At 70.3% G+C, this 13,964-nt stretch carries 14 protein-coding genes; 6 read left to right on the top strand and 8 right to left on the bottom strand.

Translation table 11 applies throughout. From position 1 onward, the window contains the following. The first annotated feature begins 6 nt into the window (after positions 1-6). Genes AC59HU_RS16645 through AC59HU_RS16635 form a run of 3 tightly spaced genes read left to right on the top strand, consistent with a single transcriptional unit; the run spans position 7 to position 3,156 of the window. Complete coding sequence (locus AC59HU_RS16645; RefSeq protein WP_497224536.1) at positions 7-1,200, top strand: M24 family metallopeptidase; 1,194 nt, start codon at positions 7-9, stop codon at positions 1,198-1,200. 13 nt (positions 1,201-1,213) lie between these two features. Beyond that, positions 1,214-2,128 carry an alpha/beta fold hydrolase gene (locus tag AC59HU_RS16640; protein ID WP_497224535.1) on the top strand — a complete coding sequence of 305 codons (915 nt, stop codon included), beginning with the start codon at positions 1,214-1,216 and terminating at the stop codon, positions 2,126-2,128. After that, positions 2,125-3,156 carry an Lrp/AsnC family transcriptional regulator gene (locus AC59HU_RS16635; RefSeq protein ID WP_497224534.1) on the top strand — a complete coding sequence of 344 codons (1,032 nt, stop codon included), beginning with the start codon at positions 2,125-2,127 and terminating at the stop codon, positions 3,154-3,156. The genes AC59HU_RS16640 and AC59HU_RS16635 overlap by 4 nt, the downstream gene beginning before the upstream one ends. Before the next feature lie 32 nt (positions 3,157-3,188). On the opposite strand, the gene AC59HU_RS16630 is transcribed toward AC59HU_RS16635, so the two are convergent. The 5 genes from AC59HU_RS16630 to AC59HU_RS16610 are packed head-to-tail and all read right to left on the bottom strand — an operon-like array spanning position 3,189 to position 8,428. Then, positions 3,189-4,565 (bottom strand): dihydrolipoamide acetyltransferase family protein, encoded by a 1,377-nt coding sequence (locus tag AC59HU_RS16630; protein ID WP_497224533.1) that lies wholly within the window; start codon positions 4,563-4,565, stop codon positions 3,189-3,191. A gap of 14 nt (positions 4,566-4,579) precedes the next feature. Continuing rightward, positions 4,580-5,617 carry an alpha-ketoacid dehydrogenase subunit beta gene (locus AC59HU_RS16625; RefSeq protein WP_497224532.1) on the bottom strand — a complete coding sequence of 346 codons (1,038 nt, stop codon included), beginning with the start codon at positions 5,615-5,617 and terminating at the stop codon, positions 4,580-4,582. Continuing rightward, positions 5,614-6,747, bottom strand: coding sequence for a thiamine pyrophosphate-dependent dehydrogenase E1 component subunit alpha (locus AC59HU_RS16620; RefSeq protein ID WP_497224531.1), 1,134 nt, complete (start codon positions 6,745-6,747; stop codon positions 5,614-5,616). The genes AC59HU_RS16625 and AC59HU_RS16620 overlap by 4 nt, the downstream gene beginning before the upstream one ends. A gap of 3 nt (positions 6,748-6,750) precedes the next feature. Continuing rightward, complete coding sequence (locus tag AC59HU_RS16615; RefSeq protein ID WP_497224530.1) at positions 6,751-7,818, bottom strand: histidinol-phosphate transaminase; 1,068 nt, start codon at positions 7,816-7,818, stop codon at positions 6,751-6,753. A 4-nt stretch (positions 7,819-7,822) separates the two neighbouring features. Further along, on the bottom strand, positions 7,823-8,428 hold the full coding sequence (locus AC59HU_RS16610; protein ID WP_497224529.1) for a GNAT family N-acetyltransferase: 606 nt from the start codon (positions 8,426-8,428) through the stop codon (positions 7,823-7,825). Between the two features lie 60 nt (positions 8,429-8,488). Here AC59HU_RS16610 and AC59HU_RS16605 point away from each other — a divergent pair, with 60 nt between their 5' ends. From AC59HU_RS16605 to purB, 3 genes are read left to right on the top strand one after another with little or no spacing between them, the layout of a single operon-like run. Then, positions 8,489-8,890 (top strand): phage holin family protein, encoded by a 402-nt coding sequence (locus AC59HU_RS16605; protein WP_497224528.1) that lies wholly within the window; start codon positions 8,489-8,491, stop codon positions 8,888-8,890. A gap of 15 nt (positions 8,891-8,905) precedes the next feature. After that, a complete protein-coding gene (locus tag AC59HU_RS16600) occupies positions 8,906-9,427 on the top strand; it encodes a low molecular weight protein-tyrosine-phosphatase (protein ID WP_497224527.1) in 522 nt (173 codons plus the stop codon). A 32-nt stretch (positions 9,428-9,459) separates the two neighbouring features. Further along, the gene (gene purB / locus AC59HU_RS16595; RefSeq protein ID WP_497224526.1) at positions 9,460-10,842 is read left to right on the top strand and encodes an adenylosuccinate lyase; all 1,383 of its coding nucleotides are present in this window, start codon (positions 9,460-9,462) and stop codon (positions 10,840-10,842) included. Positions 10,843-10,924: 82 nt separating this feature from the next. On the opposite strand, the gene AC59HU_RS16590 is transcribed toward purB, so the two are convergent. Genes AC59HU_RS16590 through AC59HU_RS16580 form a run of 3 tightly spaced genes read right to left on the bottom strand, consistent with a single transcriptional unit; the run spans position 10,925 to position 13,882 of the window. Beyond that, positions 10,925-11,170: a hypothetical protein gene (locus AC59HU_RS16590; RefSeq protein ID WP_497224525.1), complete on the bottom strand. Its 246-nt coding sequence runs from the start codon at positions 11,168-11,170 to the stop codon at positions 10,925-10,927. Next, entirely contained in the window at positions 11,167-11,763 is a 597-nt protein-coding gene (locus tag AC59HU_RS16585) for a DUF308 domain-containing protein (RefSeq protein WP_497224524.1), read from the bottom strand. The genes AC59HU_RS16590 and AC59HU_RS16585 overlap by 4 nt, the downstream gene beginning before the upstream one ends. A gap of 34 nt (positions 11,764-11,797) precedes the next feature. After that, positions 11,798-13,882, bottom strand: a complete 2,085-nt coding sequence (locus tag AC59HU_RS16580; RefSeq protein WP_497224523.1) for an MMPL family transporter — start codon at positions 13,880-13,882, stop codon at positions 11,798-11,800. Positions 13,883-13,964 lie beyond the last annotated feature (82 nt).

The raw sequence follows: 13,964 nt of genomic DNA, 5'->3' as shown, positions 1-13,964 counted from the left end.
AACCCCGTGAGCGACACCTTCTCCCCGCGCCTCGCGCCCCAGTTCTTCGATCGGGTGCAGGAGCGCGTCCGCCTCGCCCTCGTCGAGGAGGGCTTCGACGCCCTGCTCACCGACGACCCGGACGACGTGGCATACCTCACCGGGTTCTTCCACCACCCCTCCGAACGGCCCGTGGCGTTCTGGCTCGGCGCCGACGGCCGGAGCGTGCTGATGACCCCCGAACTCGAGCGCGAGAACGCGCTCCGACAGCAGGCCCGGGCCGGCGCCCTCGTGGCCTACGCCGAGTTCCCCGGCATCCAACCCCCGTTCGCGAGCCTGGCCGGCGCGATCGACCGCGCCGGCGACGGGATGCGCGTGGGCTTCAGCACCCAGATGACGAACGAGCGGCAGACGGCCGCGATGTCCGAGCTCCCGGGTGCCCGGTTCGCCGCCACCTCTCTCGTCACCCGTGCGCGCTACCGCAAGTTCGACGAGGAGATCGCCCTGCACCGTGAGGCGGCCCGGGTCACCGACCTCATGCTCGAGGCCGGCGTGCAGCTGCTCCGCGAGTCGGTCTCGGCCGGCGGTCTGCTGCCGAGCGAGTCCGAGCTCGCCGGGCACGTCACCGGCACCGGCGTGCGCACGATGTACGCCGAGCACGACGACGTGGTCGTCGTCTCCCCCCTCGCCGGCGGTCTGGTCTACGCCGGAGCCAACTCCGCCTTCCCGCACGGCCTGCCCTCGGGCTATCGGTTGCAGCCGGGCGACACGTTCATGCTCTCCCTCGGCTGCGCCGTGGGCGGCCGGTTCGTCGAGGGCGAGCGCACCTTCGTGCTCGGGGTTCCGGATGCCGACCAGCGGCTCTTCCACGACACCATCAGACGGGCCCAGGAGGTGGGCGGTCACGCCATCCGCCCTGGCGCCGAGTGCCGGACGGCCAACGCGACCTGCCTCTCGGTGATCGAGGATGCGGGACTCGGCCGGTTCATCCGTCATCGCCAAGGTCACGGGATCGGTCTCGGGATGCACGAGCCGCCGTGGCTCGAGGCCGGCGACGCGACCGTGCTGGAGCCCGGGATGGTCGTCTCGAACGAGCCCGGCCTCTACGTGCCGGGCCACGCCGGCTACCGCATCAGCGACAGCATGCTCGTCACCGACACCGGCTCCGAACCGCTCACGACCTACCCGCGCGGCCTCGCCGACTGCACCATCCCGCTCTGAAGGAGAACCACCGATGTCCCAGAATCCCGTCTCGCCCGAGTTCGCCCGTGCCACGACCGAGGCCCAGCGCGTGCGCATCAACGGCAACGAGCTGGCCGTCGAGGTGCTCGGCCCCGAGGGCGCTCCCGTGATCATCACGCACCACGGCGCCCCCGGTCTCGGTTCGCGCGCCGAGCCGCGCGCGAGCTTCGGCCGACTTGCCGACGAGTACCGTGTGGTCGTCTTCGACGCCCGTGGATCCGGTGAGAGCGAGGGCTCGGGCGAATTCAGCCACGAGCAGTGGGCGGCCGACATCGACGGTCTCCGCGAATGGATCGGCGCGGAGACGATCGTGATGGCGGGGGGCTCGTACGGGGGCTTCATGTCGATGGAGTACGCCGTCCGCTACCCGGACCGGGTCACCGCCATGGTGCTCCGCGACACCTCGCCCGACAATGGCAACGCCCACCTGGCACGGGAGAACGCCCTGGCGTCGGACCGGGTCACCATCGACATGGAGAAGTTCGACCGCATCGACCAGGGCCGGGTCGCCGACGACGACGATCTGCGGGACTGCTGGCGCGAGATCCTTCCCCTCTACGACTTCCACTACGACCCCGACGCGGTGGAGCGGAAGGTGGCCGCGACGCCGTACCGGTTCGAGGCCCACAACTACGCATTCTCGAAGAATCTGCCGGGCTACGACCTGAAACCGCTGCTCCCCGGTGTCACGGCCCCGACCCTGATCACGGTCGGGCGGACCGACTGGATCACGCCGGTATCGTGTAGCCAGACCATCGCAGACCTCATCCCCGACTCGGAGCTCGTGGTGTTCGAAAAGTCGGGTCATTCTCCGCAGATCGAGGAGGTCGAGCTATGGACGGCGACGGTCAGGGACTTCTTGCATCGCACGGCACCGGTGGCGGGGGAGAGCACGACCGCCCCGTGACCGGCCGCGCTCTCGACACCCTCGACGACCTCGATCGGAGGATCGTCGTCGCCATGCAGAACGACGGGCGGGCGAGCTGGCGGGCGATCGCCGAGATGGTCGGCTCCTCGACCGCCACGGTGGCCCGACGCGGACAGGCCATGCTCGGCTCCGGCATCATCAAGGTCGCCGTCAACCCCGCGCTGGGGGCGACCGGGCAGGTCGACTCCTTCATCATCAGGATCAACTGCGCCCCCGGCACCCAGCTCCAGGTCGCCGAAGAGCTCGTCGGTCACGACGACGTGCGCTTCGTCACCGTCGTGACCGGCCAGTACGACATCATCGCCGAGCTCGTCGTGCGCGGCGGGGCCACCCAATACGCTCACCTGCTCGAGGAGCTGCAGTCGATCCGCGGCGTCGAGCGCTGGCGGAGCGACCTGGTGATGCACATCTACAAGGTCTCGTTCGACTGGGGGCGGCAGCTGTTCGCCGACACCCTCGCACTGCCGGAATCCTCCGACGAGTACGAGCTGTACTCCGAACCGGAGGAGTGCCGGCCGACCCACTTCGACTCCTCGGACTGGAAGATCATCGACGCCTTGAGGGACGACGGGCGCGAGACCTTCCAGGCCGTCGCCGACCGGGTCGGGATGAACGAGTCGAGCGTCCGTCGTCGGTTCGAGCGGCTGCGCGCGGCGCGGTGCATCGACATCCTGACCCTGGTGCCCGCCCCCGCGCTCGGCATGGGCGCGGAGACCCTGCTGACGGTGAAGGTGCGGCCCTCACAGATGGATGCGGTGGCCCGGTCGCTCGCGAAGCATCCGGCCATCCGCTACCTGGCCGCGACCCTCGACGAGAACGCCCTGTTCTGCGAGGTGATCGTGCCCTCGACCGAGGAGCTCTACGGCTTCATCACCTCGACGCTGTCGCAGCTGGACGGCGTGGAGGGCTGGACCGCCTCGATGGAACTGCTCTTCCTGAAACGCGGCTTCATCGAGACACCGTGGTGGCGCACCCAGGTCGGAGCCGCCGGCGCGTCCGCCGCCTGAGCGGGGGTCGCCAGCGGCTGCAGCGAGCAGGGTCAGTCGAGCAGCAGCGCGGGCTCCTCGATGATCGAGGCCACGTCGGCCACGAACCGGCTCACCACGTCGCCGTCGACCACGCGGTGGTCGAAGCTGCCGCCGATCGTGGTGACGAAGCGCGGCCGCACCTCGCCGTCGACGACCCAGGGCTTCTGCTTGATCGCGCCGAGGGCGATGATCGCGACCTCGCCGGGGTTGAGGATCGGGGTGCCCGTGTCCATCCCGAACACACCGATGTTGGTGATCGTGATGGTGCCGTCGGCCATGTCGGCCGGCGAGGTGCGGCCCTCGCGGGCCGTGAGCGTGAGCTGCTCGAGCGCCAGAGCGAGGTCGCGCATCGACATGTCGTGCGCATCCTTGATGTTGGGCACGATCAGCCCGCGCGGCGTGGCCGCGGCGATGCCGAGGTTCACGTAGTTGCGCACGATGATCTCCTTCTCGGTGAACGCCGAGTTGACCATCGGGTTGCGGCGCACGGCCCAGATGATGGCCTTCGCCATGATCAGGAGCGGCGAGACCTTGACCCCGACGAAGTCGGGGGAGTTCTTCAGCCGCTTGACGTACTCCATGGTGCGCGTCGCGTCCACGTCGACGAAGACCGAGACGTGCGGGGCGGTGAAGGCGCTGGTGACCATCGCCTTCGCGATCTGCTTGCGCATCCCCTTGACCGGGATGCGCTCCTCGCGCACCGGCGCCCACTGCGGGGTCTCGATATTGTGGAAGACCTTGGCCTGGTCGGCGTGACGGATGACGTCCTCGCGCGTGATGTCACCGATCAGCCCGGTGGGCGTGACCTCGTTGAGATCGACCCCGAGGTCTTTCGCGAGCTTGCGGATCGGGGGCTTCGCGATCACCGGCAGCCCGGGGATGGGCTGCTGCGTGCGCGCCAGACGCGCGGTTCCCGCCCGGCCGTCGGACGTCTCGCCGATCGCCGGGATCGCGGCCGTGCTCGACCGTCGGCTCCGGCGGCTCGCCACCGCGCCCTTGATGCCGTAGCCGACCAGCACGGCTCCCGGCTTGTCCTCGGCCAGGGCGGTGCGCTCGGCCGTCGCGGCCATCGCCTCCGTCTCGCTGAGGTCGGCCGGCGGCACGACGGTCACGGCCGTGACGGGTGCGGGCTCGGGGGCGGACTCGCCGGCCGAGTTCACGCTGATGATCGGGGTGCCGACGTCGACCGTCGTGCCCTCGGCCACCAGCAGCCCCTCGACGACGCCCTCGAACGGCGAGGGCAGCTCGACGAGCGACTTGGCGGTCTCGATCTCGACGATGACCTGGTTGACCTGGATGCTGTCGCCCGGGGCGACCCGCCAGGAGACGATCTCGGCCTCGGTGAGGCCCTCACCGACATCCGGGAGATTGAAGTGCGAGGTGGTCACGTTGTGCCTCCGGACTAGTACGCCATGACGCGGTCGACGGCTTCCATGATGCGGTCGGCATCGGGGAGGAAGACCGTCTCCAGCTTCGCGGGCGGGAAGGGGGTGTCGAAGCCGGAGACCCGGAGCACGGGCGCCTGCAGCGAGTAGAACGCGCGCTCGGCGACCGTGGCCGCGATCTCGGAGCCGACGCTGACGAAGCCGTGCGCCTCCTGCGCCACGATCAGGCGGCCGGTCTTGGCGACCGACTCGAGGATGGGGCCGTAGTCGACGGGGCTGAGCGAGCGCAGGTCGACGACCTCGACGCTCACGCCCTCGCCCGCGGCGAGCTCGGCGGCCTGCATCAGCACGCTCACCATGGCGCCGTGCGCCAGCAGCGTCACGTCGGTCCCGACCCGCACGACCCGGCTGGCGTGCAGCGGGGCGGCGGTGCCGGCGAAGTCGACCGGGCCCTTGGGCCAGTAGCGGCTCTTCGGCTCGAAGAACATCACCGGGTCGTTGGAGGCGATCGCCTCCTGGATCATCCAGTACGCGTCGTTCGGCGTGCTGGGGCTGACGACCCGGAGGCCCGGGGTGTGGGCGAAGTACGCCTCCGGGCTCTCCTGGTGGTGCTCGACCGCGCCGATGTGGCCGCCGTAGGGCACCCGGATGACGACGGGCATGGACAGCGCGCCCTGTCCGCGGTTCGTGATCTTCGCGAGCTGGCTGGTGATCTGGTCGAAGCCGGGGAAGATGAAGCCGTCGAACTGGATCTCGACGACCGGGCGGTAGCCGCGCATCGCGAGACCGATCGCGGTGCCGATGATGCCGGACTCGGCCAGCGGGGTGTCGATCACGCGGTCGGCGCCGAACTCGGCCTGCAGCCCCTCGGTGACCCGGAAGACGCCGCCGAGCGGGCCGATGTCCTCGCCCATCAGCAGTACCTTGGGGTCGTCGGCGAGCGCCCGGCGGAGGCCGGCGTTCAGCGCCTTCGCGAGCGGCAGCTCCTCGACGCGGGACGACGGCGGGGAGTCGCTCTGCCCGGGGGCGAGCGAGGTGGTCTCGATCGAACTCATGAGCGGTCCTCCTCGGCGGCCTCGAAGGAGGCCTCGTAGCGCTCGAGCCAGAGCTTCTGCTCGGCCATGACGGGGTGCGGCTCGGAGTAGACGTGATCGAAGATCGTCGCGATCGGCGGGCCCTCGAGTGCCAGCGTGCGTGCGCGGATGTCGGCCGCGAAGTCCTCGGCCTCGACCCGGGTCTCCTCGAAGAAGGCGTCGCCCTCGCCGAGACCGCGCAGGTACGCGCCGAAGCGCACGATCGGGTCGCGGGCGATCCAGAACTGCTCCTCGGCGTCGCCCCGGTACTTCGTGGGGTCGTCGGAGGAGGTGTGGGCGCCGACCCGGTAGGTGAGCGCCTCGATGAACTGCGGCCCGTGACCGGCGCGCGCCTCGGCGAGGTGCTTCGCCGTCGCGGCATAGCTCGCGAGCACGTCGTTGCCGTCGATCTGCACGCTCGGGATGCCGAAGCCCCGCGAACGCAGATACAGCGGTGTGCGCGACTGCACGCGCACGGGGACCGAGATCGCCCACTGGTTGTTCTGCAGGAAGAAGACGTTGGGGGTCTGGCTCGACGCCGAGAAGACGAAGGCCTCGCTCACGTCGCCCTGCGAGCTGGCGCCGTCGCCGAAGTACGCGAGCACGGCCGCGTCGACCGAGTCGTCGCCGGTGCCGACCAGCCCGTCGCGCTGGAGGCCCATGGCGTAGCCGGTGGCGTGCAGTGTGTGCGAGCCGATGACCAGGCAGTAGCCGTGGAAGTTGCCGTTCGTGGGATCCGTCGGATCCCAGCCCCCGTGCGTGTTGCCGCGAAGGAGCTCGACGATCGACAGCACGTCGATGCCGCGGACGAGACCCACCGCGTGCTCACGGTAGGAGGGGAAGATGTGGTCCTGGGGCTTCGCGGCCGAGGCGGAGCCGACCTGCGCCGCCTCCTGACCGTGGCTGGGCACCCAGAGGGCCATCTGGCCCTGGCGCTGCAGGTTCGTCGCCTCGAGGTCGAAGCGCCTGACGACGGTCATCTGCCGGTAGAACCGGCGGAGGTCGTCCTCCCCGAGCTCGTCCAGGTACGACGCGTACTCCTCGGCGGCCTCGGTCGGGGCGAACTCGCCCTCGACGGAGAGGAACTGGACCGTGGGCGTGGTGTCTGCCACTGCCTACCTCCCTTGTATCTCTGCGGAAGCGTATAGGAGTTTCTCGACCGACTCCTGTTCGCCGATGGTGACCCGCACGCCGTCCGGCGGATAGGCGCGCGCGATGATGCCGTGCGACCGGAAGACCTCGAGCACCTCGGCCGTGCGCTCTCCGACCGGGAACCAGACGAAGTTGCCCTGCGGGCGGGGGATGTCGCTCCAGCCGTGCTCGAGGAGGGCCTCGTAGACGGCGTCCCGGCGGGCGGCGATGTCGTCGACCCGGGCCTTCAGCTCGTCGCCCCGATCGAGCGAGGCGAGGGCCGCGACCTGGGCGTGGTCGGTCAGGCTGAGCGGCACGATCGTGGTGCGAGCGGCGGCGAGGATGGCGGCGGGGCCGATCCCGTAGCCGATCCGGAGCCCGGCGAGCCCGTAGGCCTTGGAGAAGGTGCGCAGGATGACCAGGTTGGGGTAGCGGCCGACCAGTGCGTGGCCGTCGACCGCATCCGCATCCGTCACGAACTCGGCGTAGGCCTCGTCGAGGATGACGAGGAGATCGCTCGGCACCGCGGCCATGAACGTCTCGAACTCGGCCGCCGTGACGACGGTGGACGTCGGGTTGTTGGGGCTGCAGACGATGGCCAGGCGGGTGCGCTCGGTCACCGCGGCCGCCATGGCCGCCAGGTCGTGCCGGTGGTCGGGGGTGTTGGGCACGGCGACGGCGGTCGCGCCCGGGAGCACCGTCATCCAGGGGTAGACCTCGAACGAGCGCCAGGAGAAGAGGACCTCGTCGCCGTGGCCGGCGGCCGCCATCGTGAACTGCATGAGAAGGGCCACGGAACCGGCGGCGACGATCACGTCGTCGGGCTCGACGCCCCACTCGTCGGCGAGCCGCGCGGTGATCTCGGGGGCGGCGGCGTTCGGGTAGCGGTGCAGGCTGCGGGTCGCCGCGTCGACCGCGTCGAGCACGCCAGGCAGGGGCTCGTACGGGTTCTCGTTGGAGGAGAGCTTGAAGCCCTCCGGCGCGGCCTGGCCCTGCCGATAAGCGGGCAGCGCGAGGATCTCGGGGCGCAGGCGGACGGGGACGTCGGTCATCAGATCAGTGTAGTTCGCGCTTCGAAAGCGGTTCGGGAATATGACCCGTACGCCACTCCTCGGCCGTGACGGCGTAGACGAAGTCGTCGGTCCACTCCCCTTTGAACCAGCTCGCGCGGAGGTGGTGGGCCTCCAGGCGCATCCCGATCCGCTCCAGCAGCCGGGCCGAGGCGTCGTTGCGGGTGTCCAGCCGCGCGACGACCCGGTGCAGCCCGAAGCGGTCGAAGGCGAGCTCGAGCATCGCGCGGGCGGCCTCGGTGGCGTAGCCCCGGCCCTCCCGGTCGCGGGCCATCGCGTAGCCCAGCTCACCCGTCGCATCCGTCTCGCTGTCGTACTTGAGGAGCATCTCGCCGACGACCCGGCCGGTCTCGCGCTCGACCATGGCGAGCACCAGCCACTGACCGACCTCGAACACCGAACCCTGCCGGGTGCGGGCCTCGAGCGCGGCGGCCGTCTGCTCGCGGGTGCGGACCGGCCACGGGATGTACCGCACCACCTCGGGATCGGTGTGGAACCGGAGGAGGTCGTCGAGGTCGCCCTGCCGATGCGGTCGGAGGTCGAGCCGCTCGGTCGCGACCGGATACTCGGGGGCCCAGGGGAGATTCACCATGCCCCGACTCTGCACCAGGGGGCCGTTCCCCGGAACCGGCCGGTCTGGGATAGTGGGGGCATGCCCAGATTCCTCGTCTCCCTCATCGCCAACGCGATCGCGCTCTGGCTGACCACGCTCATCGTCGCCGGCGTGAAGGTCGACGCGTTCGGTACCGACGACGGCGCCCTCTCCACCGTGCTCACCTACGTCTTCGTCGCCCTGATCTTCGGCATCGTCAACGGCATCGTGGGCACCGCGATCCGGGTCGTGGCCTTCCCGCTCTACATCCTGACCCTGGGGCTGATCTCCCTGGTGGTGAACGCGCTCCTGCTGCTGCTCGCCGGCTGGGTCTCGCAGCTGTTCGGCTTCGGTCTGCTGGTCGACGGCTTCGGCTGGGCGGTGCTCGGGGCGCTGGTCCTGGCGATCCTGAGCGCGATCATCGGCGCCATCCTGCGCCCGCTCGCCCGCCGCGACCGCTGATGCGAGAATAGGGTCATGTCGCCCGAGCCGGAACCGCAGGCGTTCCGCATCAGCATGGTGTGCACGGGCAACATCTGCCGGTCGCCCATGGCCGAGATCGTGATGCGCGACCTCGTCGAGAAGGCGAACCTCTCCGACCGCGTGGCCGTCTCCTCGGCGGGCACGGGGGAGTGGCACGTCGGCGAGCACGCCGACCCGCGCACCGTGCGCTCGCTCGAGGCTCACGGCTACGACGGCAGCGCCCATCGCGCGCGGCAGTTCGACTCCTCGTGGTTCGACTCGCTCGACCTCGTCGTGGCCCTCGACCGCACGCACGAGCGGGTGCTGCGCTCCTGGGCCCGCACCGAGGAGGATCGGCAGAAGATCCGTCTGCTGCTCAGCTTCGACCCCGACTACGCCGGGCGGTCGGACGTGCCCGACCCCTATTACTCGGACGACGCGATGTTCGACACCGTGCTCGGGATGATCGAGCACTCCTGCCGCGCCCTGTTCCGCCAGCTCGAGCCGGCCTTCCGGCCCAGCGGCCTCCCGCTCTGAACCCGTTCCCGTACGCCCCCACGAAAGCGACCATGCCTCCTCTGCCTCCCCAGCCCATCAGCCCCCTCGACGGCCGCTACCGCCCCGCGGTCTCGGCGCTCGGGGAGCACCTCTCCGAGGCCGGCCTCAACCGGGCCCGGGTGCGGGTCGAGATCGAGTGGCTGCTGTACCTGACCGATCACGCGATGTTCGGCTCCGAGCCGCTCGAGCCCGCCGTGGCCGAGCGGCTGCGGGCGATCGTCGACGACTTCGACCAGACCGCGATCGACGAGATCGCCTCGCTCGAGGCGACCACCCGGCACGACGTCAAGGCGGTCGAGTACTTCGTGCGCCGCCGGCTCGCCGAGCTCGACCTCGACCGCATCGCCGAGCTGACCCACTTCGGCGCCACGAGCGAAGACATCAACAACCTCTCCTACGCGCTGACCATCCGCTCGGCCGTCGCCGAGGTCTGGCTGCCCGGCTTCACCGCCGTGATCGACGAGCTGCGCCGCCAGGCCGTCGCCTACCGGGCCGTACCGATGCTCGCCCACACCCACGGTCAGCCGGCCACCCCGACCACCATGGGCAAGGAGCTCGCGGTCACCGTCCACCGCCTCGAGCGCGTCAAGGCGCAGATCGAGGCGACGGAGTACCTCGGCAAGTTCAGCGGGGCCACCGGTACCTTCGCGGCCGACCTCGTCGCCGACCCCGCCGCCGACTGGCAGCAGGTCTCGCAGGGCTTCGTGACCTCGCTGGGCCTGGAGTGGAACCCGCTCACCACGCAGATCGAGTCGCACGACTGGCAGGCCGAGCTGTACGCACGGATCAGCCATGCCAACCGCATCCTGCACAACCTGTGCACGGATGTCTGGACCTACATCTCGATGGGCTACTTCACCCAGATCCCGGTCGCCGGGGCCACCGGCTCCTCGACCATGCCGCACAAGGTCAATCCGATCCGCTTCGAGAACGCCGAGGCCAACCTCGAGCTCTCGAGCGCCCTGCTCGACTCCCTCGCCGCCACCCTGGTGACCTCGCGCCTTCAGCGCGACCTCACCGACTCGACCACCCAGCGCAACATCGGGGTCGCGCTCGGCCACTCGCTGCTCGCGCTCGACAACATCCGCGGGGGCCTGGACCAGATCTCGCTGAACGAGGGGGCGCTGGCCGCCGACCTCGACGCGAACTGGGAGGTGCTGGGCGAGGCGATCCAGACGGTCGTGCGGGCCGAGGTGACCGCGGGGCGCTCCTCGATCGAGGATCCCTACGCGCTGCTCAAGGAGCTCACCCGCGGTCGCCGGATCGGCCAGGCCGAGCTGGTCGAGTTCGTGCAGGGGCTGGACATCGGCGACGAGGCGAAGGCGCGACTGGTGGCGCTGACGCCGGCGTCGTACACCGGGCTGGCCTCGGAGCTGGTCGACCGCATCCTGTAGCGGATGCGGCGGGCCGTCGGTACTGCTGGTCGTCGGTGCGGCGGGCCGTCAGTGCGAGGCGGGCCGTCAGTGCTGCGGGCCGTCAGTGCGCGGCGGGCTTGTCCTCGTCGTCGATCTCGTGCTGCTCGAGGTCGTTCGGCTTGATCGACAGCGCGAACATCGCGAGCACCACGAGCGAGACGATGAACGCGACGCCGAAGAAGATCACCGACAGCAGCAGTTCCCGGGTGGTGAACAGCACCACCAGGCCGACGAACAGCGACATGACGGCAGACAGGACGAGCAGTTCGAGCGGCTTCAGCCGATCGCGCCTCGAGGGTTGGTTCACGATGCCTTTCCAGGTCTCGCCGGGCGTGCAGCCCCGGTCGCGGGTGACGGATGCGTTCCCCAGCGCAGGGAGAGCCCCGCGATGACCAGGAACAGGCCGACGACCGCGCCGTAGGCGCCCAGCATCCCGACGGCGAAGACGGGGTCGGTGGGGAAGAAGATCAGGACGAGCGCGAACACGATCGTGAACACTCCCGTGATGGCCCAGTCGCGGCCGGCCGGGTTCTTGGTCGAGCGCAGCCCGGCGTAGAGCTCGAGGAAGCCGCAGATCGCCGAGTTCATCGTGGCGCAGAACAGGAGGAAGCCGAGCCCGCCGGCGTTGAACGCGAGGGCGAGGGCGCCGAAGACGACGCCCGAGACGCCCTGGATCAGGAAGTTCACCCGCAGCGACCGCTCGGGCACGGTGCGCCAGGAGAGCACCGCGACGATCAGGCCGGAGACGATCGCGAACACGCCGTAGGCGAGCAGGCCCACCTGCGAGGAGTGGTTCGAGACGAAGGTGATCACGAGCGCGGTCACGATGAACGGGATCGCCCGGGCCACGGGCACGCCCCAGTAGGGCGACCGCGTGGTGGTGCGGGGGGAGTCGGTCACTCCGGGGGCCTCGATTCAGCTAGCGCTCGTGCCCCTAGTTTATCGACGCCTTGCTGAGTGCCCGGCCCGCCGGCTTCGAGGGCCACCAGAAGGCCTCGCCGAGGAGGAACACCAGCGCGGGAACGAGCAGGGTGCGTACGACCAGAGTGTCCAGCAGCACACCGATGCAGACGATCACGCCGATCTGGGTCAGGGCGACGACCGGGAGCACTCCGAGCACCGCGAACACCGCCGCCAGCAGCACGCCCGCGCTCGTGATCACGCCGCCGGTCGAGGCGAGGGCGCGCACCATCCCCTCCCGCGTGCCGTACCGGGCCGCCTCCTCCCGCGCCCTGGTCGTGAGGAAGATGTTGTAGTCGACGCCGAGCGCCACCAGGAAGAGGAAGGCGAAGAGCACCGTGTTCGAGTCGAACGCCGGGAAGCCGAGCAGGTTCTGGAACAGCACGTTCGAGGCGCCGAGGCTGGCGAAGAAGGTCGCGAGCACGCTGGCGATCAGCAGCACCGGCGCGACGAGGCTGCGCAGCAGCACCAGGAGGATCAGGAAGACGATCCCGAGAATGAGCGGGATGATCAGCTCCTGGTCCGCGGCGGCCGCGGTGTTCGTGTCCAGGGCGGTCGCGTCGTTGCCGCCCACCAGGGTGCGGGCGAGGTCGCCGCCGGCGTCCTGGTAGCCCGTGCGGAGCGCCCGGATGGTGTCGAAGGCGGCGTCGCTCTCCGGTTCGGCGGCGAGACCCACGTCCAGCCGGGTGAGTCCTCCGCTGCTCTCTCCGGCGCGGACGCTGTCGACGCCCGCGGTCTCCTCGGCGAGCGCCGTCGCCTGGGTGACCACCGCATCCGGGGTCAGCACGGTCGTCTGGCCGGTGAGTCCGGCAGAGAAGGAGGCGTCCACGACCTCCTGAGCCCGCACCGAATCGGGGTCGCCGAGCAGCTGGTCGGTCTGGGAGAGGCCGACCCGGAAGCCGGAGAGTCCGACGGCGAGGATGCCGATGGCGACCGTGGCGACGATCGCGACCGCCGCGGGCCGGCGGGAGACCCCGCGACCCAGGCGCATCCAGAGGCCGGGCTTGCGCTCGGCGTGGTGTGTGTCGGCCGTGTGCGCCCGGGGCACGAAGGGCCAGAACAGGCCGCGTCCGCAGACCACCAGCGCGGCCGGCAGCACGAGCAGGGCGAACAGGATGGCGATGACCACCCCGATCGCACAGGCGAAGCCGAGCGCGCGGTTGCCCGAGAGCTGGGCCAGCAGGAGGGTGAGCAGACTCAGGGCGACCGTGCCGCCGCTGGCGGCGATGGCGGGGCCGGCGCTGGTCACCGCGGTGAGCATCGCGCGGTGGCGGTTCTCCTCCCGGGTCAGCTCCTCGCGGTAGCGGGCGACGAGCAGCAGCGCGTAGTTCGTGCCGGCGCCGAAGACGAGCACGCTGAGGATGCCGCCGATCGAGGCGTCGATGGTGATGCCGAGCGGCTCCGCCAGGGCGGTCACCACGATCCGCGCCAGGCCGTCCGCGAGGCCGACGACGGCCAGCGGCACGATCCAGAGCACGGGGCTGCGGTAGGTGATGATCAGGAGCACCGCCACGACGATCACGGTCACCAGGAGCAGGCGGAAGTCGGCTCCGGCGAAGGCGTTGGAGATGTCGGCCTGGAAGCCCACCGGGCCGGTCAGGAGGGCGGTGAGCCCGTCCGGCAGGTCTGCCGAGGCGGCATCGAGGATGCTCGTGGCCGAGCCTTCGACGTCGCCCTCGACGGTCGCGGCGTCCAGCGGCACCGCGACCAGGGCGGCCGTGCCGTCGTCGCTGAACTGGGGGCGAACGGCCTGCGGGGCGATGGACTGCTCGGCGAGCGTGGCGGCGTTCGCGGTGACGGCGGCGCGGTCGGCCTCGGTGAGCGGTGCCCCGTCGCGGCTCCAGACCAGGATGGCGGCGGTGGTGTCCGAGCTCGGGAACTCCTCCAGCACCGCCGAGACCTGGGCGGCCTGGCTGTCGCTCGGCAGGCCCGAGGGCGGGAAGGCGTCGCTGGAGCCCTTGGGCAGGAGGCCGAACAGCAGGGCGATTGCCACGGCGGCGAGGCCGAGGGTGATCCACGCGGTTCCTCGTCCGCTCACGAATCGGGCGATGTGCCTCATGCTCTGTCCATCTCCGTCGTTCTCGGCAGTCGGGCCTTCATCAATTGACTAAGCAACTTAGCTACCTATGGGTTTAGCATGT

Source organism: Herbiconiux sp. 320_LB (assembly GCF_059691755.1).
The sequence above is the reverse complement of the archived record's forward strand: the minus strand, read 5'-3'. Positions and strand labels throughout refer to the sequence as shown.

What these genes read in the sequence shown, in the direction of transcription:
- AC59HU_RS16615 (WP_497224530.1), bottom strand. Translation starts at nt 7,818, where the DNA reads ATGACCGACGTCCCCGTCCGCCTGCGCCCCGAGATCCTCGCGCTGCCC.
- AC59HU_RS16640 (WP_497224535.1), top strand. Translation starts at nt 1,214, where the DNA reads ATGTCCCAGAATCCCGTCTCGCCCGAGTTCGCCCGTGCCACGACCGAG.
- AC59HU_RS16625 (WP_497224532.1), bottom strand. Translation starts at nt 5,617, where the DNA reads ATGAGTTCGATCGAGACCACCTCGCTCGCCCCCGGGCAGAGCGACTCC.
- AC59HU_RS16605 (WP_497224528.1), top strand. Translation starts at nt 8,489, where the DNA reads ATGCCCAGATTCCTCGTCTCCCTCATCGCCAACGCGATCGCGCTCTGG.
- AC59HU_RS16580 (WP_497224523.1), bottom strand. Translation starts at nt 13,882, where the DNA reads ATGAGGCACATCGCCCGATTCGTGAGCGGACGAGGAACCGCGTGGATC.
- AC59HU_RS16600 (WP_497224527.1), top strand. Translation starts at nt 8,906, where the DNA reads ATGTCGCCCGAGCCGGAACCGCAGGCGTTCCGCATCAGCATGGTGTGC.
- AC59HU_RS16610 (WP_497224529.1), bottom strand. Translation starts at nt 8,428, where the DNA reads ATGGTGAATCTCCCCTGGGCCCCCGAGTATCCGGTCGCGACCGAGCGG.
- purB (WP_497224526.1), top strand. Translation starts at nt 9,460, where the DNA reads ATGCCTCCTCTGCCTCCCCAGCCCATCAGCCCCCTCGACGGCCGCTAC.